Origin of the sequence: Shewanella sp. SG44-6 (genome assembly GCF_014164185.1) — a bacterium.
Classification (GTDB): Bacteria; Pseudomonadota; Gammaproteobacteria; order Enterobacterales; family Shewanellaceae; genus Shewanella; species Shewanella vesiculosa.
This window is the reverse complement of record NZ_JACJER010000016.1, coordinates 744-23,314: the sequence shown is the minus strand read 5'-3', so window position 1 is coordinate 23,314 and position 22,571 is coordinate 744. Positions and strand designations below refer to the sequence as shown.

Here is a 22,571-nt window from a genome sequence, read left to right as displayed (position 1 = left end):
GGCCAAAACAGCAGAGTCAACAACTGAATTAGCAAAACCTGAGTTTGCCAATGCCACGGCGAATAATGGCGGCACACTTGCTGCAACGGCTGCGAATAACACCACTGAGGCACCTCAAAGCTTAGAAAAAACTCATTTATTAGCTGAAGACCAGGTGCTTTCTTCGGCAAATCAAAATGGGAGTGCAGCTAATAAAGATATTGCAGAAGGAAGAGTAGAGCCTCAATTAGCTAGTAACTTAGTTGATCAGTCTCAAATTCACAGCTCAGAATCCGAACAAGCTAACAGTTCTTCAATTAATCGAGATAATAATTTCGCTCAATCGCAAACAGAGGACGGTTATAAAACTGATTTAGGTAATAACAGTACAGCAGATCAGTCATTAACGGCTTATAACCAACAAGATAATACTGCAGACACCGGCAGTGTGCTTACGCGATCAAATGAGGAACAAATTTCAGGTCAAAACCTTGCAGCAACTACAACTAATGATAACGTAGTTTCAAGCACTCAAAATGGTAACGAAAATAATCCATCCCAAACATTTTCGAGTACGGGAGAGAGGGTGGAAATACAGGTAGTTGAAGTAGAAAGCAGATCAGCAGAGGCATCAGCGTCGAGCAAGGAAATGTACAATTCGTCTGCTTTATCAACAAATTTTGATGTAGCACAGGCTGAAGGTTGGAGCATGAAATCAGCTTTAAGCTCTGACAATACACACGTAAATAGTAGCTCTATAAGTTTACCTTCGGGGTTGCAACTACAAGGTCCAAATACAGATTTAGGACCAAATAACAATACAGGCATACCTCAAGGTGCCAATGTGATAATGAAGGGATAACAATGTCTATTATAATTAAAATGTGCGGTTATTCGTATCTCGCGTTAGCGCTTTGTGCATACTTAGGGCTAAAAACGACTACGATAATGCCACCAGCATTGGTAAATGTAGATGCAAGTTTTGGTGGTTATGTTAGGGCAAATCTAGACTTTTTCAATGAAGTTGGTGAGGAACATTTAGGCGCACTTAAGGCTAAGTTTTTACAATAAAATCTATAAGGTGGTAATAAAGTGAAACCTGCTATTTTAACAATAATCCTTTTATTGCCACTTTCAATACAGAGCTCTGCAGTTGCTATGAGTTTTGGTGGTTCAGCAGTTGTAAAGATGGATAATGGTGTATCACTTTATGATTCAAAACTTATAGCAATTAAGCAAGCAGAGCAGGTAGCTATAGATAAAGCTATTGATTACTTAAGAGTTACCCATGTAGAAATCGGCGTTTTATCAACGTTAGGAGACTCAGAGCTTAAAGAAATAATTTTGCTAGACAGTAACTTTGAATTTATAAGAATGCAGAATGAGTATAAATATACACCTTGTGAACATCAGATTTCTTTCTGCTTTGACGTTTCAGCAAATGTCACCATAGAGGTCAACCCTAATTACTCAAAATCTAAATGGGTTGCAGAAACCATTCATAAATTTAAGTTGAGAAACAATCCTCAAAACAACAATCGTAAATACATTGATTTATTAACAGAACCTAAACATCTAAGTGTGTCTTTAGCTCAAAAGAGCGAACAGCAAAGAACGACTAATTCAGAGAACGAATCTGCTAGGATGGATTGGTACAATTTACAAATCAAGTCACTAACAAATAATCTCATTCAGGAATATGACCTTTCACTTAACAGTAATGGAGTTTTAGAGGTGAAATTTTATGTTGATCAGGAGATTTATATGTCTCTGAAGAGGCATGAAAAAATCATACTATTTAACCATTTCTATAACGAATCACTTATAGACGACTTCATACTAGTAAGTACTATTCTGGACGAGTCTGGAACTGCAATAGTTGTTCATAAAAGCAATTTTAGAAGAATAATTGAAAGTGGTTCCAAATCTATAAATATTCCAGTAATTAACAAAAAAAACACTCATTCTCTCACCTTGAATAATAAGGTAATTAAAATTGAAAATCTATAAACGGCTTTTTATTGTACTTACACTATTGATTCACAATTATGCTTCGGGTGAGATAATATCAGAATCATACGAATATCAACTTAGTGAATTTGACTCTCCAAATGATGGGCGATTAGTAAGCGAGTTCATGGCAGTAACTACATTATTACAGAAAGCTGCAGCTGAAGAATTTGTGCCGGAGAAAATAAACAACAAGTTACAGCAGATGCTTGTAAACACTTACCCTGTATCACATCATATTACTGAACAACGAACAATCAAATGTGAAGCGCATCCGTTCGGAGTCTGCGTAAAGACTGTCGTATCAGTAGAGATAGATTCTAATAAGTTCAATGACTATATTCATGATTCGATTGATTTGATATTAGATAATGGAGCCCTATTGCTCACAAATTATCATAAAATGATGTCAATAGCCGAAAACAGCCACTCTTCTAGCAGCAGTGTTTATGTGAAAGCATTAGTAAGTAGTTCTGAAGCAATTTTAGAGTTGAAAGATAGTTTTGCTAATACTACTTTACCTATTGAAAACGATAACCGAATAGACGCTACTTTAACTCCCGATACAATGAATAATGCAGAAGAAGCGAAAGTATTGGCCACTTCTATCATAAAACTGTTTCAAAAAGGTGTAGATTCTTCAATTTTCAAAACTCATTCAGAAAAAACTGGAGAGTATTTCAAATTGAAAATCACATCGAACTTCAATGCAGATATGGCACTCAAATCTTTGTTATATGATCAAGTTTTAACTAACAGTTACGCTGTGCACGTTAGTAACCCTAAGGGTTGTGGCCCTATATTTAGCCACATGTATCTCGATATGAAGGTTTCACAGAAAAGCTTAATAAACTCGTATGGCCAACAGGTTAGGGGTGATGCTTATTATTATAGTGCAGAATCTAAAAGTGGAATTTCTACTTATGAATTTCCGACGTCTAAAAACGTTGCGTTAGCTGTTAAGCGTTATCCTGGCCTTATTATGGTTGGGATCTGTGATACTGCCTTTAATAGTGAATTGAGCCAGGTCAAAACCGAAGATTTATTTCCATGGTCAATCGATGGCCAAGAACTAGTTTGCGATACAGAATTTGATTGTACTATGAGAGGCGCATTGTGGTTGCTTAACAATATGAGTGTTGAAATCTACGTTAACGAAATCAGAGTTTGTGATTTGGTAAAAATAAGTGATTGGTCGCAGAAAATAACACCGGTATTAGAAAGTAAACAACCAATAAACCCTCTAGGTACAGTTCTCAATGAAGTAAGAGTTCCATCAATTTATATTCGGGAGGGTGAGTGCAACTATTTCGCAAAAGGCGCTCCACCGGAGTCTATGGACCTGTGGATCAAGTTTAATTTACCAAATAAAAATATGTTTTAATAAAAAGCCACTAATAAATAGTGGCTTTTTATTATTCTTCTAAACGGGTTCTAGTGATACGGTTATACCCCAGAAAATCAGGCCAAGAAGTCCATTCTGGAGGCGATGACTTCATATAAACTCTGTCTGGGCTACTAGGAATCTTTTCAAACATTTCGGGATTATTTCTCTTGTAAGCCCTAAATTCTAAATAGTCATTAAATTCAAAACTGTGTACAAAGTTTCTCGCCTCGTGAAAACCTAAATATCGACCTGATTTAGGTGCCAGCAATTCCGAGTATTTAACGTTATAAAACTTCTCAGGACATGCGGGGATAGTTGGAGGCCGTAAACCTTCAGTACATAACACTCTAAATTGTTTTACGGTTTGTATTTCATTTTTAATAAACCATGCCTTGGCATCTGTTAAAGACATAGCGGTATCAGAAAGGTGAGCAGAAGCTACATTGTTAGTGCCTAGAAATTGTGGCCAACCTTTCCAAACTTCACGGTATTGATGACTAGGATCACCTGGAATTCCAGGAGGCCTGGGTTTGCCACCTTCTTTTACACGATGATAATCAAACCATTGTCGCATAGTCTCTATACCACACGCTCTGGCATAGACAGAACAATCTAAATACGAAGCTACTTTTGTAGAACGCTCAGGTACTCTATTTGATACAACGACACTTTCTGAGGTGAAGCCGTGAACATTCGAGTCCTCGGGACCTTCATCATTAGTTTGAGTTTTTTTATTAATGTTCATATTATCCTCAAAACAAATTATTTAGCGTTGATAAAAATCAATCTAATGCTATGAGTTTTTGAATGTGCAAAATTTTGTAGTTGTAATATAGTACACGAAAATGTAGTTAACTCACAAATTTAGTTGTATAAGTCTATAGCACTATAGGAGCAAGTAATTAATTTACCTATTGTTTTCGTTTATCAAATAGATTGGCAATTGTTCAATATATGGCTCATCGCCCAAAATTGAATCATTTCTAATAGATCTTCTATACAAACTGTCATAAGCGATAAGATGTTCGTAGTCGATCTTTTTGTCCGAAAAAATCACAATAGGTAGGGCTGCAGTATATTGCATCCACCCCAGCGTTTCGGAACGGATATTAACCATCGGCTGCGCTTTAGTAGGCCTTTTTATGCGCAAAGAATGATCCATTGGTAAGTTATTCAGTTTATCTATACTCAACTCCACCTTTCGTTTCCATATCTCTTTTGCGCAATTACCCTCTGGTTTGTTCTTCATTAGTTCTAACTGAGAAATAGCAGAGCTTACAGAGATTTTTCTCACATTAGGCCGATGATTCCAATGGAATGTAACTTTAGATAAATCATCAAAATCATCATGTAGTATTGAGATCAACCTTAAGATTGCTTTAGTAGATGAGTTTGACATGAGCCCATCCATAGCAGCTCTTTTAGCTCTTTGCGTAGGAATTAAGTCAATTGTCTGACAAAGCTCTTTTTTTGACTCATTGATGTCGCTTAAAAGCTTACCTATTGTTTCACTATGTTTAACACTGAATTGGATAACCCCTGGATATCGTTGTGACATTTTGCTTGACCAATCAGGCATAATAAAAAACTTTATAAAAGCTGCACTAGACAAATAAACTGCTTTTTTACCTTCATATCTAATGACCGGTATTTTTTCAATCATTTGCTTTTCAAAAGAAGATAGCATAGGAGGTAAACTATAATAGTAACAGGCAATATAGTCGGTATGGCAAAATGCATTTTGCATTAAAATAATCCGACTTTTCAGTTTCTCCCACTGTCTACCAAGCTTTTCATCTAAATTATTATTATTATTTATCATTATAACAAAACCTACTGTGGCCATTTCTACCGATTGCATTGAACAGTTATCAACCTTATACTTCACCTACAACAAAGTGTGTTAGAGGGAAGGAAAGTGAGAAATTTATCAATAGCGTTATGTACTATTCTAGTAGCTTCATGCTCAAATAACGAAGGCTACAATGAAAATGTTCTGTCAAAAAATTATAACCTAAAAACTCCCCCTTTTACCAATATTAAGAAGACTGCTCATCCACCACTACGTACAATTGAAGAGCTAGGAGTATTAACAAAGCAAGCAGAAGCAGAAGCTTTGAATACGGGTCGAGAAGATGACCTCAAAAAATATCGAGTTATATACAAAGAGCTCGCGCTAGCTATCAGCCAAAAGCCAAGAATAAAGGTCGTGGTTGATGATTACAGTAAAGCTATATCAGCGGTATTAAATCTTGAATCAAATAAGATAATAAACCGATCCCCCAAACGCTCCCGAATACTATTTGGACATAATTCATCTTATATCAAATCAGATGCTAATTCAGTTATAGATATAAATGCAATGTTTCTAAAGGCGACACCTGAGGCACGTGTAATGCTAGCTGGTTTCGCTGATTTAAAAGGTGACCCAGAATACAACTTGTGGCTAGGCAAAAGAAGAGCAGCTAGTGTAGCTGAGGCACTTGTTAGTTTAGGGGTAAACCCAGAGCAAATAAGTGTTGTATCTTATGGAGAATCATACTCATCAAACGTAGCAATATCAGAATTTGATATTGATAGAAGGGTAGATTTTGTCTATTAAGGTACATATATGAGACATTGTAGTAAGCGAAATAAAAGAAATACACAACATAGCAAAGGCAAACCGGTCAAGGCTTGCCTATGGTGTAAAAAAATATTTTTGGGTGAATGTAACTGTGATGGTGCTAATTACTATCGATTAACCAAATGAGTTCGTTAATGCAATAATCGTTTAGGAATAATTTCGGGCTTTATTTCAGGTACCAGTTCATTTTCAAAAACAGTAGTGAATATTTTCTTCAACATTTCTACCTCTTTAATGCCATCTGAATCCAATGTTATAAGACGTTCAGGGAAGAACATACCTTTACCTTCAGGAGGCTTGATATCCTTCGATGATTCAGTATTGATGCTATCTTCTGTAATATTGAAAGCCATCAACTTAGCTAATCGAACACCATTCGTTGATTCTGTTATCACACTAAGATGACCATTTAAGTAAAAAGCTATACCCATAGCGTTCACTTCAAATCCTTTTATAGAGTGAGATAATATGTCCACTATTGAATTTATGGCGTCTGAAGGTGATTTTCGGTTTTTTATAATGGTTTTACTCAATAATGGCATCATAAAATCCGCAATAATTATCGGGGAAAAGTCATTAATATCACTAACAATGTTTAGCAGAACAAAATTGTTAGCATTGGTACCTATATCATCATTAGACAAAATTTCAACCGATGCTTTAGTTAACATCGTTAAAACCTGTCTTGCTGATGTACTGCCATCATTTATCAACTTCATCATATCTCTCTTGTATTGGTTTCAATCATCATTTCACATTATTTGATTTCTGCAAGCTTATGAAATTTTTCCATCAAAAATAGACAAATTAAAATATTTCACTTCAAATCCTTGTACCAAAATAAATGTGTGGAAAAATGGTGTTAATTTAATAAATCAGGATTAACACATGACCCACTTTTATGCCCAAAGCCGTGATAATCAATTAAGCTCGTTTGATACTCAAACTGATTACTCTCAAAATAACCAGCAGGCAAATGATCTACCCCAAAACGATAACGAAAGAGTATTTGAGAAGAACGTCTGCATCTATGGTTCATCATCAGCGCTTACAGTTGTCACAACTAAGACTAAAACAGACCAGTATCACACTTTAACGATTGAAGGTGCTCGTTCATTGGAGAATAAGCCTCGCTATTATCAATGGAACGACAAAATAATTTTGCAGTTAACCCGAAGTGAAATCCCATATTTCATCGGTGTACTAGTTGGCATGATCTCTAAAGCTGAATTTAACAATCATGGCGCTAAAAAAAATAAGTCTATGAAAATAGAATTTCAAGGTAACAAATTTTTTATGAATATAACTGAAGGTGGTAAAAAGGCTGTTGCTGTGCCAATTAGCCTTGATGACGCACTATCTTTGTCATTATATGCTATTGATATTTACATGAGAAATTACAGTAACTTATCACCTGAAATCGTTTTAAAGCTTATATCTAAAACGCTGTCAAAAAAGGTTGTAAAAAGTTAGATTAACTCCAACCTTCCATCACCTACACTCTCAATCCTTGGGTCATAGGATTTAATCTTATCGACCCAACCGATAGCTTCTTTTCTATTTAACGTACTACTCGGCACTGTAGTCAGCACATGTCTAGGGTTTGTTGGTGTTTCGGTAGTAACTTTAACCCAATAATGCTCAATACTGGGGTTGCTAATACTAATTTTATCCATGACCACAATGCATCTATTGCCAGCATCTAACGCTTTAAAACAAATGTTTTTTATCTCTTCCATATTCGCTTGAATAGTCCTTGATACCTACAATATTAATTTTCAAAAGGGAATATAATTCAATTTTCTTACGATTACTACGAGTTGTGTTATTATCAGCAGAATCATATTGAACTTGTTTTTTACAGTATGTTCAATTAATCATTTTGAGAGTGATGTGAGACACTAAAATGAATTTCGACATTGTTGATGGTAAGTTGGTCAAAAAGTTATCAGTTTTTACTCTACCAAGACCCGTGTTAACGCTATCGCTTCTTTGCATCTTATTTGGCCTAGGCTCATTCTCTATAAACTTAACGAGCCAGTTTGAAATATGGCCAATCAGCTATTACCTTTTTATCGCTGCGGTTATACCATTTGGGTTAAGAACTGAGCTCTATATCGATGAGCGTAATCACACCTTTTACGCAAAAAAAAGTTTTCTTTTTATGATAAATATAAAACGAAAAGCTGAATATATTGGTGATATCACTGATTCGAAATTGGCCTATGATAATCTTGCTGCCAATTGGAAAATTTACATGCAAACTGAAGTAGGCGAATCTTTTTTTGTTTTTGAAACAACAGACAAAAATAAAGCAAAAAAAGTCTCTAACAAACTTAAATCTTCCATTTTTCTGATGTAATAGTGACGCATGTTACGGTTGAGAAAATGGCTTCATCAATAATGTCTACGTTTGCATCAATTGAGTAGGCAGAATGGACGTCAACGTTATAGCTTGTCGGACCCTTTATTTCTAAGCCAGATATCCATTTTTTTTGTTTCTGCTCGACTGACTGAATTGCATTAATCACCGCTCGTTGTAGTGCGGAAATCCCACCAGCTGCCTTACCGCACCCACTCAAAACCCCTTTTTTGCTAGCATTTTGAGTCCATTTCAATAAGTCATCATCTAACCCACTGGAATCTACGTAAGTAGCAAAAAATAGGAATGAGATACATACCATTGAACTTGCTCTTTGCATATTAACCACCTTTCTAGAACTGCTTGTTATTTAATCTTTTAAGTTTCTCGTGATCTGATACAATCGCACCAACACATTTCATTATACTGAAAGAGTAAGTAGTTATGAACACAAAAAATAGCATTGTCTCAAGCTTGCTTTTAATGGGGGTTGTGATATCGACACCTGTTTTAGCTGCTATTGAGGGTTTTGAGTATAAAAATGCAATTGGTACTGAAGTAGTAAAAGCAGCCAATACTGCAGAGTACATTAATCCGAATGGGAACGTTAAATTAGTGGTATCAGCCGGCCTTGATAGAAAGTTACGTGTTGAAGTAACAAATGGGTCTACCGTTGTTTTTAGCTCAGATTCGGCTGTAATTGATATCAGTGACCGTATAGGATTTCAGAATAAAGAGTTTTATGGAAAGAAAATAGCAATCCCATTAAGCAATGATGGGCCATATACGTTTAAAGTATCATTATTTTCCGTAACTGATCAGCTAATTGATACCTGGCAGCAGCTGGTATCTGTTGACACAATGGCACCTCAAAAAAGTACTGATTTTCAGTACAAATACAACTCGTTTGCAACCGGAACAATTGACGTTTTTGGTGTTCATAATTTCAGAGAATTTTCGGTCAACGGCATTTCAGATAATGAAAATGGCTCAGGTCTAAGTCATGCTGAATTTATTGCCGAACCCATAAATAAAAGCTCCCCACTATTATCATCATCCGCAACATTCGATCCTGTTGCAATGAAAGCGCAAATCAACTCTTTTCCATCAAACTTATTTCCAATAAACCAGAATAAGTACAATGTCGGTTTTAGGATATATGACAAAGCTGGAAACTACTCTGAAATGACAAGGGTTTCCTCGATAAACAATAGCACTTACCCGTTGATATTGAGTGATGTATGGAACCCAATGACTTCACTTTGGGAACCATATGTTTCTGGTATGAAGGTTTATGAGAATCCGACTAAATTTAGGTTACAACGTTTAGCATCTGATTTTGTTAAATATAATGGAACTGAATATGGTTGGACAAGCTCCGGCATACTAGAAGGTGAGTTTGTATATAACGAAATCTATGTAACAAGCCCTGCAGCCTACACTTACTGGAATTTTTTAACTTCAGGAGGCTATTACACTAATTATCATTCTACCCAACCTAAAGTTGTTCTAGCAGAGAATGTCGAAGCAGGACCCGAAAATTTAAGCCCTATGCTGGAGTACATTGGCCCGAACGGGAAATGGAGCAATTCAAGCAATATGACTCTATCAAAACCATTTACCGTTACTAAAGTAAGGGGATTCGCTAAGTCTCGTGGATATCAGCAGAAGGTTGTATTAGGTGGTCAGGGGTCATGTTTAATTGAACCTGGAGAAACAAGCTGTGAAATGGACGTTAATATAGTGTATTCAACAGATAGAGGATACATTCCATACTCCTACTCAGTACAGTCATCAGTAAATGGTAATTATGATGGTCGATTTAGTACCCATATGGGCCATTTCCTTACTTATTGGGATTTCAACCCTTCACAGATTACTGATATTGAAGTTAGTAGTTCACAAATAATTGTTTCGGTTCTAGACCAAGATCGGGTTAACGATTGGCGTTCTAGCATGTGGGTTACATCAGGCTTTTACTTAGATGTAACTTTGAATAATACTACGACACGATTGAGCTCTAATAGTCGTGAACAAACAGATTACAACCGTTACATTGCAAAGTTTTCTCTAAGTCAATTACCAGAAGGTCTTTTAGATGTTGAAGCAGTAGTCATTGACGGTTATGGAAATGAGGTACGTAAAAGGGTATTAAGCCGTTACCTTAATGATAAAACAAAACCAGTTATAAACTTAAAAAATACAGTGACAGGTTTAGATTTAGTTGCTGGTGAATCACTAATAGGTCTTGAATCAATCGTCATAGATGTACAAGACCAGAGTCAAGTTCATGTCGATTCTGTATTGCTTTCTGGGGGGCCTACTTCAGACTCTGTATCATTAGCAACAAGGAAAATTTCTGAGAAAAGTTTTGGGCTCGAATATCCTCGTATTTTCCCATCACTTGAAGATAATGAAAGTTATAGCCTAAAAGTTCTCATTAGTGATATAGCACAAAATCAATCTTCGAAGTCGATTTCATTTATCTATATTCCTCCTAACTTAGTAAGACTTGAACCGTTAACGACCTTAGTGGTTAACCAAAGGCTCTTAAATACTAATAATGAACCAGTATCACGAATTGTCACAGAGCCGCTTAGAACTAATGACGGCCAGCTTGCAACGGGTGAACAAGATGCTCAAGTGACACTAAGGACGGACGCTAGCTTTCCTGTGATTGTTGGAGGGGCAACTATCAACCCAGGACAAACAGTTACATTGAAACTGATGGTGAATGAATTGGGTCAGATAGATGAAGCTGTCTACCCTGCAGTTAGTGGTGTTGTTGGTAAGGCTTCCTTTTTGGTAGATATCCCACAGATTAAATCTATTTATGGTGATCAAAGTGAAAATAAATAAAATATTCATCGGCTTTCTTTGTATAGCGCCAACATTCACTACTTTTGCGGGTATTGAAGGCTTTTCATTTCCGGACTCGGTGACTACAGGGGGAAATAAAGAAGTTTCGTTTACTGAAAAATTTATTAATCCACGCTCAGAACTAAACTTTGTTGTATCAGCTGGATTAGACCGTAAAGTCAGGGTAACAATTAGTAATTCCAGCGGGGCGATATTAGATACGATAACCTCAAATGTTATTTCCGTTTCAGACCGAATTAAATTTTTCGGACGAGAATTCTATGGAAAATCGTTAAAATCTAAAATTATACTAGTTGATGGCAACTATTCTTACAAAACCGAATTGTTAGACGTTAACAATGAAACTATCAGCGTAGAAGAAAAAGACTTCACTATAGACATAACTCCACCATCAATTGGGGATTGGTATGCTACTGGTGATGGTTCTTATGGTCGAGTGGCAGGTACAACTTCTGCAAATTGGCTACTTGGTAGTGGCGGTTCTGAAAGAAACTACATCCGTGTTTTAGACCTTAATGATTCAGCATCCGGAATCAAAGACATCCAATTTACTATGACCGACCCGAAAGGGGCTTTAATCAAGACCGGAAATTTTGAATATGACAGTGCTAATGGTTATGCATATCTTGACTATAAGTCAGGACTGTTTCCAAGTACTGACTTAGATACGCTATATACTATGAATGTAATGGTTAGCGATATAGCAGGGAACCAGGCCGCATTACCAAGTAAAGGGATGATGTATGATAATGTTACAAATGCGCCTAATTTACTCGGTTATTTCGAACCTGATTCTAACAATGTCCTAGGCCCTGGCTTAGAAGGGTTTATACCTTACGTTGCCGGAAGTGCTGTCAAAACTAATCCTATTAGAATGGCCTTTAAATTACCAAAAAATAACTGGTCAGGTAATCGGGCTGGTGGAATTTATTTATCAAATGCGTTAGGTACTAATACTATCGTAGGAGAAGATGCCGATAACGTCTACATTGTTGCAACTGCACCATTTGGTAATACTAACGGGAATTATCTACGTTGGAATAACTTCGGCCAATGGGGGGGCGGGGGTGTCAGTTACTCATTAACCTTAGATGATTCAGCCCCAAAAACACCGGTTTTAACAAATGTTGAATACTATATAGATACTAATGATACATGGATAAGAGCTAATCAAGTTATTTTATATCAAGTATCTGAGCTGCCTCTAACTATCACAAAATTTAGGGTTACAGCTCAAGCAAGATCCTATGCCCAAAATGCCATCCATGGTTCTTCATGTATTATCCCTGCAGGTGAAACTTCATGTGAAGGTGTTTTTAACGCCTCTTTGAAAGATGGAACCACAGGATATTTGCACGGTAACTTCTCAATATATTCAGTGGATATTTCTACACCTGAACTAATGTCAAACCCTACTTGGGGGGAGATAACATGGAATGCTCAACTTAAACCAATTATTTATGATGTTGTATATGACCAAGCCGCGAAAATGGTATTTACCAAAGTAGAACAGCCTGGGGCAGGTTATTACTTTGATCGATTAAACTTAAAATCAACTGTATTAGAGTATGGAGAAGGTAAAAAACTATCTCCAGTTAGTTCACTTAGAAATGGAACGAGCTATGAGTATTCATTTGATTTAACGAAAATCCCTGATGGAAAATATCAGTTACAATTATTAGCTACAGACACTTATGGAAATATCACAACCGAACCAGTTGGCTCTTACAAAAGTGATAAAGAAGCGCCTATTATTAAAATTCTAAATGATAATAGTGACGTATTCACGGAAATCATTGGGTTAAGTGAATTAACTATCAATATTTCAGACTTATCGAGCTATTCAATTGTGTCTGCGCAGTTAAATGGTGGCCCTGCAAGCGATAATGTATATCTGGCAACTAGACCAATATCAGTAGATAGCTTTGCTTTGGAGTATCCAAGGATTTATCCATCATTAGAGTCAGGGGATACCTATCAATTGACAGTAGTTGCGATGGATGAATATAAAAACTTATCCCAGAAATCCGTGAGCTTTACCTATCAGCCACCTAATTTACTTAAATTAGGATCGATGAGTACTTTGTCGGTTCCGCAATCGATAAAGAACAAATTAAATGAGTCAGTATCAACTGTTAAAACTGGCCCACTGAGAACGGGTGAAGGCCATTTGGCTTCTGGACCACAAAATATATTCTTCACATTAAGATCGGATGCCCAATATGACATTTTCGTTGGTGGCCAAAGAGTATCGGCGGGACAGACAGTGCAATTTACAGCAACACCGGTGGAAGATGGAAGCTTACAGATTGATATTTATCCCGCTGAGGGGAAAGTTGGTAAGGCTTCTTTCTTAATAGATGTCCCTGAAATTAATAGCTCCTATGAGAACTAACTGGCTGAAATCTAGATACTTGGAGTTATTGTCAAAAATAACTCTGAGCATTGTTGTTCTCGCCATATCTGGAATAGGTTTTTCCATTTATCTTCAATATGTAGTTTGTAGTTCAAACACAGAGAATCTAAACAAAGATCAACAGGGCGTTATAAATGATGTTTTGAATGATATATGCCTCGTTGATTCAAATTTCTGCGGGATAAAGAACATTAATTATAAAGTGTTCATTTACCCCGAGTGGCTTCGACCAATCCTTAGTCAATCCATTTCATTTTATGCAGAAGCAAATAAGCGTGTGAATGGCCATGAGATTAAAATATCACCATTTTTAATGGAAAACCGACAAGCACTAATTGTGTACCTTTATCACGAATTGAATCACGTTAAACGAAGTGATTTCTCATTATATATCGATGGAAATGACCAGCTTATATGTATTGACCACAACCAGGTAAAATTAGCTACACAAAAATTACCTAAGATGATGATAGGTAATAATAAATATGATATTTCGGCTATAACTGAATATACAAATTACACTGGAAATACAATAATTAAATGCACGGGAGCAAAATAATGGCCGAACAAACAATAACAGTAATTTATTACACAAAAGAGCTATCAATCAGCCCTTTGGCCGAAGTTCTCTTTGACATGCCAGTGAGTAGTTCGGGGAGGGTTATCATCCCAAAAGAATTTAAGGAAGATAAAATTATTGTCGCTGTGCTAAAGGGTGAAGTGGAAATGTTAAACTCATTGGGTGAGAGGTTTGAGTTAAAAAATAAGAATGTAGCTTAATAATTTCAATCTTGATTTGAAGGTTTCATACTTCCATTTAGTATCTTTACTTAGTTACACCAGCTCTCTCTTCGTCCGGTCCAAGCCCTACCATGGCCAGAGTTAATAATTATTCTGGCCAAATCATTTCCATCGACTAAAACCTTCGCTAAAACACGATTGAATCTGTCTCTACTAGGGTCCACCAGCTGAATGCTAGCAGCACTATTTAGGGTGCTCTTTAGAAAGTCTCGCGCCGCAAATGCATTTGATATTTCGGATTCACATTTCCCATTTATTTCAGGAGTATCAACATCTTTAATGCGTATAGGCTCTTGATTATTTTTATCAAAGTACCCTCTAAATGTGTCACCATCATAAACAGATTTAATCTTAACAACATCTACAATGTAAGCGGGTTCACCACCACCGCCACCAGCAGCCAAAACTTGATTTGTCAGTAAAGCTATTACAAATAACGTTATCTTTAATGTCATATCGACGTCCTTTAAAATTAAATTCCGATTTTGATTAATTATGATGGTGACGTTTAACTTACTGGCATAAAAAAAGGGTCGTGGAGTATTTTATAATAAAATGTTTATTACCTTGTGGTAATAAAACTCTATTGTAGAATAAAGTATCAACGGGTTTCCAGGAGGCGTTATGGATACACTAATCGATTTTCTACCTTACCCCAAATTAACTTTGTTTGTGGTAATATTTTTTGCAGTACATTTTATTTTTGGTAAGGGCAACGATGATAATGAAAACGATTATACTCAATCACCAATACAAACTAACGACCCAGCTTTAAACAAGGCTAACAGGGTCTTACTAGATGACTCAATTAGTGAGCATGATGATGCAAGCACAAACGAATCAGATGATGATTGGCTAAGTGATCCAGTTTATCATCATCTTGAGTTCAACGACTATCACGGATTATTTAACGATAGTATTGATACTGGTTTTAGCGATGACACTTTTGACTCTAGCTTTGATAATGACAGCTACTAATACTAACTAAATAGAGGCAGGGAAAGGATTGGAATATATAGACACTAAGAATTTGACAGAACTTGAATCAAAATATCTCTACAAGTTCCGTCATAGTAAGTGCTTAGATACATTAGACAAGCAGTGTGAGCTTCTAGAGTTAAGATATAACGATCACAAAGCAGAATTGAATGCCATAAATTATGCATGGTGCGTTCGTGAAAGTGAGTTAAAAGAGAAAGGCTCACCCGTATTTAAAAATGGTAATGAGCATTCGTTTTAACCTACATATTAAAGTCCATAAGCTCTCCAACATTTATCCCTACTGCCGGCTAAAGCACAAACCCGCCGATAGGCACAGAGGCTAGAAGCAATCTGTCCGTTTTGATTTGTGGATCTTTTTTCATATTACCCTCAATCCTATATCGTCATTTCTAATTTAATTTTAGTTAATAGCGTTTAGTTGCGTTTTTCACTGGGCGAAAACTGCGAATTTTGATTTGTAAATTTACCAGCAGCATGATCATACAAATCAGGATTTACTTGTTCCTCAGCATCCCAACCAAATTGCCACTCATTATGTTTCCAAGAAGTTTCTGGATATGGGTTCTCAGATACCCTATTTTGAAAAGCTATTCTGCCTTCATCGACAGGTAAGAGATCTTGTTCCATCATGCTGATTCCTATATCAATCTAACTGGAAATTTTTGGGTGCAAGAAGTGCATTCGTGTTCGAAAACCACCCCTGAAATACAATCGTCATCGGGTAGTCGATTTACTTCTTCGCAGTGTGGGCATTCACACTCATAGATAATTACTGGGTACGCTTTAACTTCATCCATATCGATTTTTTCCCATAAACAGATTAAGTCACTAAACTTCTACCAATTTAGCCTTAGCTGCTGCCATGCTAAAGTCTAAAAAGAAATAGTGCGACTTACTTTCAGTAACAATAAACTGAGATAAATATCTCTCATTACCGTTTGATATGTAGACTGATAGAAACTCACCCAACATAGGTACAGTTGTTTGATTAGCTATTTCAATTCGCAAATCTAATGGCTCGTTTGTTTTACTTTCAACGAATGAGTGGGTAGCTGCAAAACGTGATTGAAAAGCCATGCAACGTACAGCTTCCTCTAGCGTAGTTTCTTTGCCACTGTTATACCCGTTGAACTTATGGACGGAAAACCTAATCGCTTGCTCACCTTCTGCGTGTAGCTTTCTTTGTACTTCCCACAAAGGCACAGTCATTAGTTATATCCTCTATCAGCTTATTGCCGCTTGGTAATCTTCATCGAGTGCGTCTTTCGGTGAATTTCCGTTAACAAAGAAGTCAAACCAACACTTGATACCCGTTGACGACTCTAAGTTTTCGCCGTTGTAATAAACTCGATCTGCTATTGCATTTATCCGGTTCAGCTCATGAAACCATTCCTCAAATCTGGCTAATTCATTTGGACATAAGCTATCAAGTAGCTCCTTATCTTCTTTGCATTCTGCTATCAGTTTTGGCATACAAATTACTCTTTATTCATCTTCTTTGCGGAAGCAAGGTACTTTAAAACGGTAGCCCTTGAATCCCCCATCTGACGCATAACAGTGCGAATGGCTCTCTCTTCTGCGCCCTTCTCTTTATCCAGGCAATAGTAGAGACTTTTAGGTCGCTTCTTCGTCCGAAGTAACTTTTCAAACTTCTGTTCAGAACTCGCGTTAATGGGCTGACCAGATATGAGTTGATGTAAGTGTGGATCGTTGAGTTCAGGGTTATCTTCAAGCATTTTAAGAGCATGTTCATTAGCCTCACTGAAGCAGGCTGCATCCAGCAATACTCTCTTATTTGCCGTAATACCTTCCTGATCATCATGTGCTAAGTTTGCCTCAACTCCAGCTAGTGCGTATTGGATGGCTATTTCAAAACTTTGTAGATTTAGCAAGGTTCTGCCAATATCAGCATATAAGAAATTCAAGATTGGGAAATTAATAATCTGGCTTTCGAAACCTATCATCTCCTTAGCTAACGTATTCAACTCGACTCCTATTTGCTCTATATTGGCATTATCTGCAAACATCCGATGCGTGAGTGAGGTGGCTTTGTCTCTAAGCTCGTTAGCCGTCAAGGTTTCTTCATGGAGAAATGCATAATTCATGGACTTAGCCATTTCTTCCATTTCGTCTTCATAGTTCATATACTCAACCCTCTTCACCCGTTTGTTCGTCTTCCCACTCTTTGTAAGTAGTATATAGAGCACTTAATAGTTCGAATGCATCTTCTTCGGCCACTCTATACTCTGGATACATTTTTTCCATTTGAAGAGGAGGTGCGATACTTTCAATACTGTCTTCTTTTGATTTATTAGGCAGCAGTCGTACCATTGCGACCTGTAGTTCAACCGTACCAAAACCTAGATCACTTTCCATTTGCGAATATAGTTCATTAAAAATACTATCTTCATTTCTAGAGAAATTTCGATACAAAGTTAAATACCAAATGTCACTAGAAGAAGCTATTTTAGTTAAATGTTCAGTTAACTTTTCGCCCTGTTCGTGCTCATACGCTATACCTGTGCCTTCAGGATCATCACCTCGAAACAAACCGCATGAAAATCGTGTATCGATGTCAAGACACTTACCAAGCCAATCAGCAAGGTATTGGATGCTTTCTACGTACTCTCCTGAGTCAAGAATATTATGAAGTGGTATATCATTAAAAGAATTCATGCGCTAAATCCTATATATCTAATTCAACTGAAAAGCTTTCATCGCAGTGCTGACACACAGCCTCTTTAGATCTTAATTCACCTTCATTCACTGCCGTAATTTCAGTACAGTGAGGGCATCTAGCTGTAACAGAAAAATCAATAATTTCACCAGTTTTAATATGCTGTTCCCCATCAAATTAATTATACTTTATCTTAAATGAAGTACGTTTAATGGCGTTCTACGCCCTATCAATACTTTCTTACTTTTACTGCACTCAACACGCACAAACTCTTGCCATTTTGCTATTACAGAGTCGGGTGGAGTCTCACCATCTAACAAGCTGTTATCTTTTTGCTGGCTCAAGAATAGTTTTTACATACTCTTTACCTGGGATTATTTCGCCATCTGGCGCTTCCCAAACTTTGTTTGAATTTTATAAATTAACCCAACTTTAAAATCTGAAACTTTCATGCTATTCCCCATATTAAGTTAAACAATTAATGGCTCTTCGCAACATTCCTATTATTTCAGCTAGAAGAAGATCGCGGGACTGACGCCGAAACGATGTGCCAGATTCATAATATGCTCTCGGGTCAGGTTCTTTTTCCCTGCCAACACCTGAGAAACCATGCTTTTTTTACCAATCTCGTTCTCAAACTCAGTCGTGTTCAGCCCATACTGATCCATCAACACCTTGAGCGTGGCTACAGCAGAGTCAATCTCCCCCTGCCTGTGGTTGAATACCTCAAACTTTACAGATTCATCTTCGTAGCGGGTAATGGCATTCCCCAGAGCCTCGATAAGGATCAGATTATCATCGTACAGCTCGATCAGCTCATCCATCATCGCCAGCGCCTTCTTGTGCTCCGAAGCAGATGAAATGCCAGTGAGGATAGGGAGTTGGGATGTAATAACACCTGCCATTTTAGTTACTTCTTCGACAACTAACATTTTTGCCTCCTATAATCGGTACTTTTTACACAGCAGGTCGTATTCTTTGTGAGACACGATATGCTTTACAAAAATTCGGTTATGCCTGAATTCGATAAAGGCCAGAATACGTAAATTATTGCCACCTATGTCGATAATCCACCATTTATCCTTGTACTTAAAATTGTCCAAGGAACCGAACACCGCCTTTAATTCCTGTGGGGTCTTAAAATCCCCTCGGTTTAGCACGTTATAAGTGCTTTCAATGGCCGCTGCATCATTTGGGTACTTCTTAATTGCATCGGCAAATGGCTTTCTTGATATTACGTGCATTTGAACCTCGTTTACTATTGGTAAACTATATCAGTGCTTTAAAAGGTTTACAATAGGTAAACTTATATTTTTTTAAACCATGAAACTACGGCGATTTTTAATGATTCAAGTCGCTTAACCTTATCTGCTTTTCGCTTAACAAACCAATAAACAATAGGGCTGTACTGAGCTACATCCATTGCCAGTATTGTGCTGATAGTTTCAGCACTGAACCCCGTTACAATCATCAGATCTGTGGTTCTCATGCCTGCCCTATATGAATTGACTAAAGCAATTCTGATCAAGCTGATTCGAGTTATACCAGACTCAGACAATCCACTATTCTTGATCAGCTTGTCGAGGCATTTATTCATGGCTGTAAGCGACAAGGCTCCGCCGCCACGGTTCTGCATCGAGAAGGGCAACCCCTAATCATTGACCAGTAGCGGTGCGGTTGGATCAAGGCTTAAATGGTTCTTATCAGGCTGTGTATTTATGCCGGACTCGGTTAGCCAGTTGATGAACTACTCCAGAGCCTCTTTGAGTACTTAATCAGGCAGCACAACAAATTCGCGTAGCTCGCCAGTGGGTGAAATGAACAGATTGAGGTAATTAGCAACAACTCTGATTATCTTGCGATATATCATTAAGCGTTTCTTTATGCAGCTAATGTCTATAGGCTAGGTTACTAACATTGAACTAGTAGAGTTATTGTATGAGCTTCTATTTTAAATCTGCAGATAAACGGCCTTTTTGAGCTGGTAAGGTAAATTCAGGCTCGTTCCGTACTTTGTCATCTATTATTCGCAACCCTTTCTTTTTAGCGTTTGCGCGGATCACTTCTTCTACAAAAACCTCAGTTGGCGTCAATTCATAATAATGCTCATGCATGCCATTTTTTAGGGTTTTCTGTGAATAAGGCACATTTGTAAACCATCCCGCTTTGACTAAAATAGCAAGTCCTGCTCGCATATCTCGACGCTTAACAGCATCGGTTAAATGATCTTTACCAAAGGCCGCGAATACTTCATTTACAAATAACTGTCGTGTCACCCCGTTTGCTGCGTTCGTCCAGTTGTTTGTAAGATAACTGTGTATAAATCTACTTAGCGGTGATGGATGTGAATTAATAGAAGCGAATGGATATTGCCTATAGTTTAGTAATTGAATTTGCTCAATCACGTAGTCACTGAATGTTATTGAACACCTGTCTCTACCTCGACCTGAACCTGAAACCTCAAGAATTGCATCGGCAAAAATATCATGAGTAATTGTGATACTTCGTGTGCCGTCAATTTGTGAAATATTTGTTCTTGAATCTCGGATTACTACTAGTGATTCACGGATAACATCGTATGATCTCGTTTTACCCAGTTTTTTTAATTCTTCACGAATTTCATAGAGCGAGAAATATATTCCAAAACGGTCTACACCTCCTGGCATTCTAATCTTACTTAGACCTCTATTGCTTGCTATTAAAAAAAGCAGTTTTTCGGTTAGGTCTTCGCGATCACCTGGATATGCGTAGAATTCAACTTTTTCACCGTTGACAGTTCTCTCAATGACCGCTGGTTGTATTTGGCAGACAAGCTCATTCCTGCCTATACGGTATCTATTTTCTATCTTAAGTTTTTTACCTACCAATCCACTAACAGGTACAATTGCGTTTTCCCCTCGCTTAAACCTAGGAATTAAATCAATTGTGCCTATACTATTTGAATATGGTGATCTTACATACTTGCCTTTGATGAGTTGCTTTTCAGGCGCGTCCACCAGGGCAAACAGATCAAGCTGTTGCTGGTAACATTCGTCACATTCAGGTAGAAGACAATTTGAATCTTCAGTTGCCAATCTGTTTTCCATGAAATAGCCCAGCGTTTTGATTTAAAACTAAGATAACAAATAGGGTCCTAGATTGTTAGTGCCTTAATTTGATCCATTACTACCTAATCCAGATCTTTTTTATTTAATGTGTTAATTATGTTGTTATCTATCAGAATTCTATGTGTGTTAAGTTTTGTTTATTCGAGACGTTCAATAACTTAGTAAGAATTTAAACTTAAAAATAGGTAATAGGATGATCTTTATCTCTTATAAAGGGAATTGAATAAGGGCAGGGGAGATTTGATTAACTCAACACTATCATTGGTTTACTGTTATTTAAGATCAAGTTAAGGCATTATTAACCGCCATAAACAACCACATTAGGCAGTATTCCGATCAATTCCAAGCACCATTAGGATCAACAAAGAGTAGCAATAACGATCAGCAAAGAGTACCAACGTGCTGCGCGTAGAATTTTTTATCTACAGGTTTATGCACAAATATTTTAGCAAGATCTACATTAAGCAGTAAAAAACACAGAGTTATCAACAGTATAAAGCTACTTTATCGCTGGATTTATGCAATAAAACCCAGAATGATCTTCATCGAGCAGTAATCTGATCAAGTTAAGGTGCTAATAAATTAAGTTATACATAGCTTTTAAGTAATTTTAAATGGTAAATAATTAACTCTTTTTAGTGCTCAAATACGTCATCTTAACCTGAACCCTGACTAGTTTTACTGCCTAAACTCGACATCTTTGCCCTGGGCGCAGCTTTTAGTGCTCAAACTCGTCATCTTTATTTGATTGAATTATGAACGGCTTTACGCTGGACGCAGCTTTTTAGTGCTCAAATACGTCACCTTTATCTGAAAGTTGACTAGTTTTACTGCCTAAACTCGACATCTTTGCCCCTTGGTGCAGCTTTTTGGTGCTCAAACTCGTCATCTTAATCAGACTGAATTACGACTGGTTTTACTACCTAATCTCGACATCCTTGCCCTTGGCGCAGTTTTTTAGTGCTCAAATACGTCATCTTTACCTGAACTCTGACCGCCTTTACTACCTAAACTCGGCATCTTGGCGCTGTAGGCAGCTTTTTAGTGCTCAAATACGTCATCTTTACCTTAACTCTGACCGGCTTTACTGCCTAATCTCGACATCTAGGCGCTGGACACTGCTTTTTAGTGCTCAAACTTGTCATCTTAATCAAACTCCAATGAGCAGGTTTAGTACTCAAACTTGTCATCTTAATCAGACTCCAATGAGCAGGTTTAGTACTCAAACTTGTCATCTTAATCAGACTCCAATGAGCAGGTTTAGTACTCAAACTTGTCATCTTAATCAGACTCCAATGAGCAGGTTTAGTACTCAAACTTGTCA

The 22,571-nt window shown here is 37.2% G+C and carries 26 protein-coding genes; 11 read left to right on the top strand and 15 right to left on the bottom strand.

All coding sequences use genetic code 11. The features are described from left to right. The 4 genes from H5185_RS04890 to H5185_RS04875 all read left to right on the top strand — a co-directional run. Nucleotides 1-841: hypothetical protein (locus H5185_RS04890; protein ID WP_182741505.1), on the top strand; the 841-nt coding region annotated here is incomplete at its 5' end. A 2-nt stretch (nt 842-843) separates the two neighbouring features. Further along, nucleotides 844-1,050, top strand: coding sequence for a hypothetical protein (locus H5185_RS04885; RefSeq protein WP_182741504.1), 207 nt, complete (start codon nt 844-846; stop codon nt 1,048-1,050). A 21-nt stretch (nt 1,051-1,071) separates the two neighbouring features. Further along, nucleotides 1,072-1,989, top strand: a complete 918-nt coding sequence (locus H5185_RS04880; RefSeq protein WP_182741503.1) for a hypothetical protein — start codon at nt 1,072-1,074, stop codon at nt 1,987-1,989. Then, a complete protein-coding gene (locus H5185_RS04875; RefSeq protein ID WP_182741502.1) occupies nt 1,976-3,373 on the top strand; it encodes a hypothetical protein in 1,398 nt (465 codons plus the stop codon). Before H5185_RS04880 ends, H5185_RS04875 begins: the two co-directional genes overlap by 14 nt. Nucleotides 3,374-3,404: 31 nt before the next feature. Here H5185_RS04875 and H5185_RS04870 read toward each other — a convergent pair whose 3' ends face one another. Together H5185_RS04870 and H5185_RS04865 are read right to left on the bottom strand one after the other, a co-directional pair. Continuing rightward, nucleotides 3,405-4,121, bottom strand: a complete 717-nt coding sequence (locus H5185_RS04870; RefSeq protein WP_182741501.1) for a hypothetical protein — start codon at nt 4,119-4,121, stop codon at nt 3,405-3,407. Nucleotides 4,122-4,283: 162 nt separating this feature from the next. Continuing rightward, nucleotides 4,284-5,237 (bottom strand): DNA replication terminus site-binding protein, encoded by a 954-nt coding sequence (locus tag H5185_RS04865; RefSeq protein WP_182741500.1) that lies wholly within the window; start codon nt 5,235-5,237, stop codon nt 4,284-4,286. Between the two features lie 57 nt (nt 5,238-5,294). On the opposite strand from H5185_RS04865, the gene H5185_RS04860 reads away from it, so the two are divergent. After that, on the top strand, nt 5,295-5,978 hold the full coding sequence (locus tag H5185_RS04860; protein ID WP_182741499.1) for an OmpA family protein: 684 nt from the start codon (nt 5,295-5,297) through the stop codon (nt 5,976-5,978). Nucleotides 5,979-6,133: 155 nt separating this feature from the next. Here the strand turns inward: H5185_RS04860 and H5185_RS04855 are convergent, their stop codons facing one another. Further along, nucleotides 6,134-6,724, bottom strand: a complete 591-nt coding sequence (locus H5185_RS04855) for a hypothetical protein (RefSeq protein ID WP_182741498.1) — start codon at nt 6,722-6,724, stop codon at nt 6,134-6,136. A 166-nt stretch (nt 6,725-6,890) separates the two neighbouring features. Here H5185_RS04855 and H5185_RS04850 point away from each other — a divergent pair, with 166 nt between their 5' ends. Continuing rightward, nucleotides 6,891-7,475 (top strand): hypothetical protein, encoded by a 585-nt coding sequence (locus tag H5185_RS04850; RefSeq protein WP_182741497.1) that lies wholly within the window; start codon nt 6,891-6,893, stop codon nt 7,473-7,475. On the opposite strand, the gene H5185_RS04845 is transcribed toward H5185_RS04850, so the two are convergent. Beyond that, on the bottom strand, nt 7,472-7,741 hold the full coding sequence (locus tag H5185_RS04845; RefSeq protein ID WP_182741496.1) for a hypothetical protein: 270 nt from the start codon (nt 7,739-7,741) through the stop codon (nt 7,472-7,474). The two genes, H5185_RS04850 and H5185_RS04845, sit on opposite strands and share 4 nt — an antisense overlap. Before the next feature lie 167 nt (nt 7,742-7,908). Here H5185_RS04845 and H5185_RS04840 point away from each other — a divergent pair, with 167 nt between their 5' ends. Beyond that, on the top strand, nt 7,909-8,364 hold the full coding sequence (locus H5185_RS04840; protein WP_182741495.1) for a hypothetical protein: 456 nt from the start codon (nt 7,909-7,911) through the stop codon (nt 8,362-8,364). On the opposite strand, the gene H5185_RS04835 is transcribed toward H5185_RS04840, so the two are convergent. After that, nucleotides 8,339-8,704, bottom strand: a complete 366-nt coding sequence (locus H5185_RS04835) for a hypothetical protein (RefSeq protein WP_182741494.1) — start codon at nt 8,702-8,704, stop codon at nt 8,339-8,341. The genes H5185_RS04840 and H5185_RS04835 overlap by 26 nt on opposite strands. Nucleotides 8,705-8,808: 104 nt before the next feature. On the opposite strand from H5185_RS04835, the gene H5185_RS04830 reads away from it, so the two are divergent. The 3 genes from H5185_RS04830 to H5185_RS04820 all read left to right on the top strand — a co-directional run bounded on the left by H5185_RS04830 (nt 8,809) and on the right by H5185_RS04820 (nt 14,440). After that, nucleotides 8,809-11,223: an Ig-like domain-containing protein gene (locus H5185_RS04830; RefSeq protein ID WP_182741493.1), complete on the top strand. Its 2,415-nt coding sequence runs from the start codon at nt 8,809-8,811 to the stop codon at nt 11,221-11,223. Further along, nucleotides 11,210-13,639: an Ig-like domain-containing protein gene (locus H5185_RS04825; protein WP_182741492.1), complete on the top strand. Its 2,430-nt coding sequence runs from the start codon at nt 11,210-11,212 to the stop codon at nt 13,637-13,639. The genes H5185_RS04830 and H5185_RS04825 overlap by 14 nt, the downstream gene beginning before the upstream one ends. A gap of 579 nt (nt 13,640-14,218) precedes the next feature. Further along, the gene (locus H5185_RS04820; RefSeq protein WP_259396165.1) at nt 14,219-14,440 is read left to right on the top strand and encodes a TIGR02922 family protein; all 222 of its coding nucleotides are present in this window, start codon (nt 14,219-14,221) and stop codon (nt 14,438-14,440) included. Between the two features lie 50 nt (nt 14,441-14,490). Here the strand turns inward: H5185_RS04820 and H5185_RS04815 are convergent, their stop codons facing one another. Next, on the bottom strand, nt 14,491-14,916 hold the full coding sequence (locus H5185_RS04815; protein WP_182741491.1) for a thermonuclease family protein: 426 nt from the start codon (nt 14,914-14,916) through the stop codon (nt 14,491-14,493). 169 nt (nt 14,917-15,085) lie between these two features. Here H5185_RS04815 and H5185_RS04810 point away from each other — a divergent pair, with 169 nt between their 5' ends. After that, nucleotides 15,086-15,439, top strand: a complete 354-nt coding sequence (locus H5185_RS04810) for a hypothetical protein (RefSeq protein WP_182741490.1) — start codon at nt 15,086-15,088, stop codon at nt 15,437-15,439. A 438-nt stretch (nt 15,440-15,877) separates the two neighbouring features. On the opposite strand, the gene H5185_RS04805 is transcribed toward H5185_RS04810, so the two are convergent. The 9 genes from H5185_RS04805 to H5185_RS04765 all read right to left on the bottom strand — a co-directional run bounded on the left by H5185_RS04805 (nt 15,878) and on the right by H5185_RS04765 (nt 21,214). Then, nucleotides 15,878-16,093: a hypothetical protein gene (locus H5185_RS04805; protein ID WP_182741489.1), complete on the bottom strand. Its 216-nt coding sequence runs from the start codon at nt 16,091-16,093 to the stop codon at nt 15,878-15,880. A 198-nt stretch (nt 16,094-16,291) separates the two neighbouring features. Then, nucleotides 16,292-16,672: a hypothetical protein gene (locus tag H5185_RS04800; RefSeq protein ID WP_182741488.1), complete on the bottom strand. Its 381-nt coding sequence runs from the start codon at nt 16,670-16,672 to the stop codon at nt 16,292-16,294. 15 nt (nt 16,673-16,687) lie between these two features. Next, complete coding sequence (locus tag H5185_RS04795) at nt 16,688-16,936, bottom strand: hypothetical protein (protein WP_182741487.1); 249 nt, start codon at nt 16,934-16,936, stop codon at nt 16,688-16,690. Between the two features lie 5 nt (nt 16,937-16,941). Beyond that, on the bottom strand, nt 16,942-17,607 hold the full coding sequence (locus H5185_RS04790) for a hypothetical protein (protein ID WP_182741486.1): 666 nt from the start codon (nt 17,605-17,607) through the stop codon (nt 16,942-16,944). A 4-nt stretch (nt 17,608-17,611) separates the two neighbouring features. After that, complete coding sequence (locus H5185_RS04785; protein ID WP_182741485.1) at nt 17,612-18,139, bottom strand: hypothetical protein; 528 nt, start codon at nt 18,137-18,139, stop codon at nt 17,612-17,614. A gap of 513 nt (nt 18,140-18,652) precedes the next feature. Then, complete coding sequence (locus tag H5185_RS04780) at nt 18,653-19,072, bottom strand: type II toxin-antitoxin system HigA family antitoxin (protein ID WP_182741484.1); 420 nt, start codon at nt 19,070-19,072, stop codon at nt 18,653-18,655. A 9-nt stretch (nt 19,073-19,081) separates the two neighbouring features. Beyond that, nucleotides 19,082-19,384, bottom strand: coding sequence for a type II toxin-antitoxin system HigB family toxin (locus tag H5185_RS04775; RefSeq protein ID WP_182741483.1), 303 nt, complete (start codon nt 19,382-19,384; stop codon nt 19,082-19,084). 62 nt (nt 19,385-19,446) lie between these two features. After that, nucleotides 19,447-19,776, bottom strand: coding sequence for a hypothetical protein (locus tag H5185_RS04770; RefSeq protein WP_182741482.1), 330 nt, complete (start codon nt 19,774-19,776; stop codon nt 19,447-19,449). 310 nt (nt 19,777-20,086) lie between these two features. Further along, nucleotides 20,087-21,214, bottom strand: a complete 1,128-nt coding sequence (locus tag H5185_RS04765) for a hypothetical protein (RefSeq protein WP_182741481.1) — start codon at nt 21,212-21,214, stop codon at nt 20,087-20,089. Between the last annotated feature and the right edge of the window lie 1,357 nt (nt 21,215-22,571).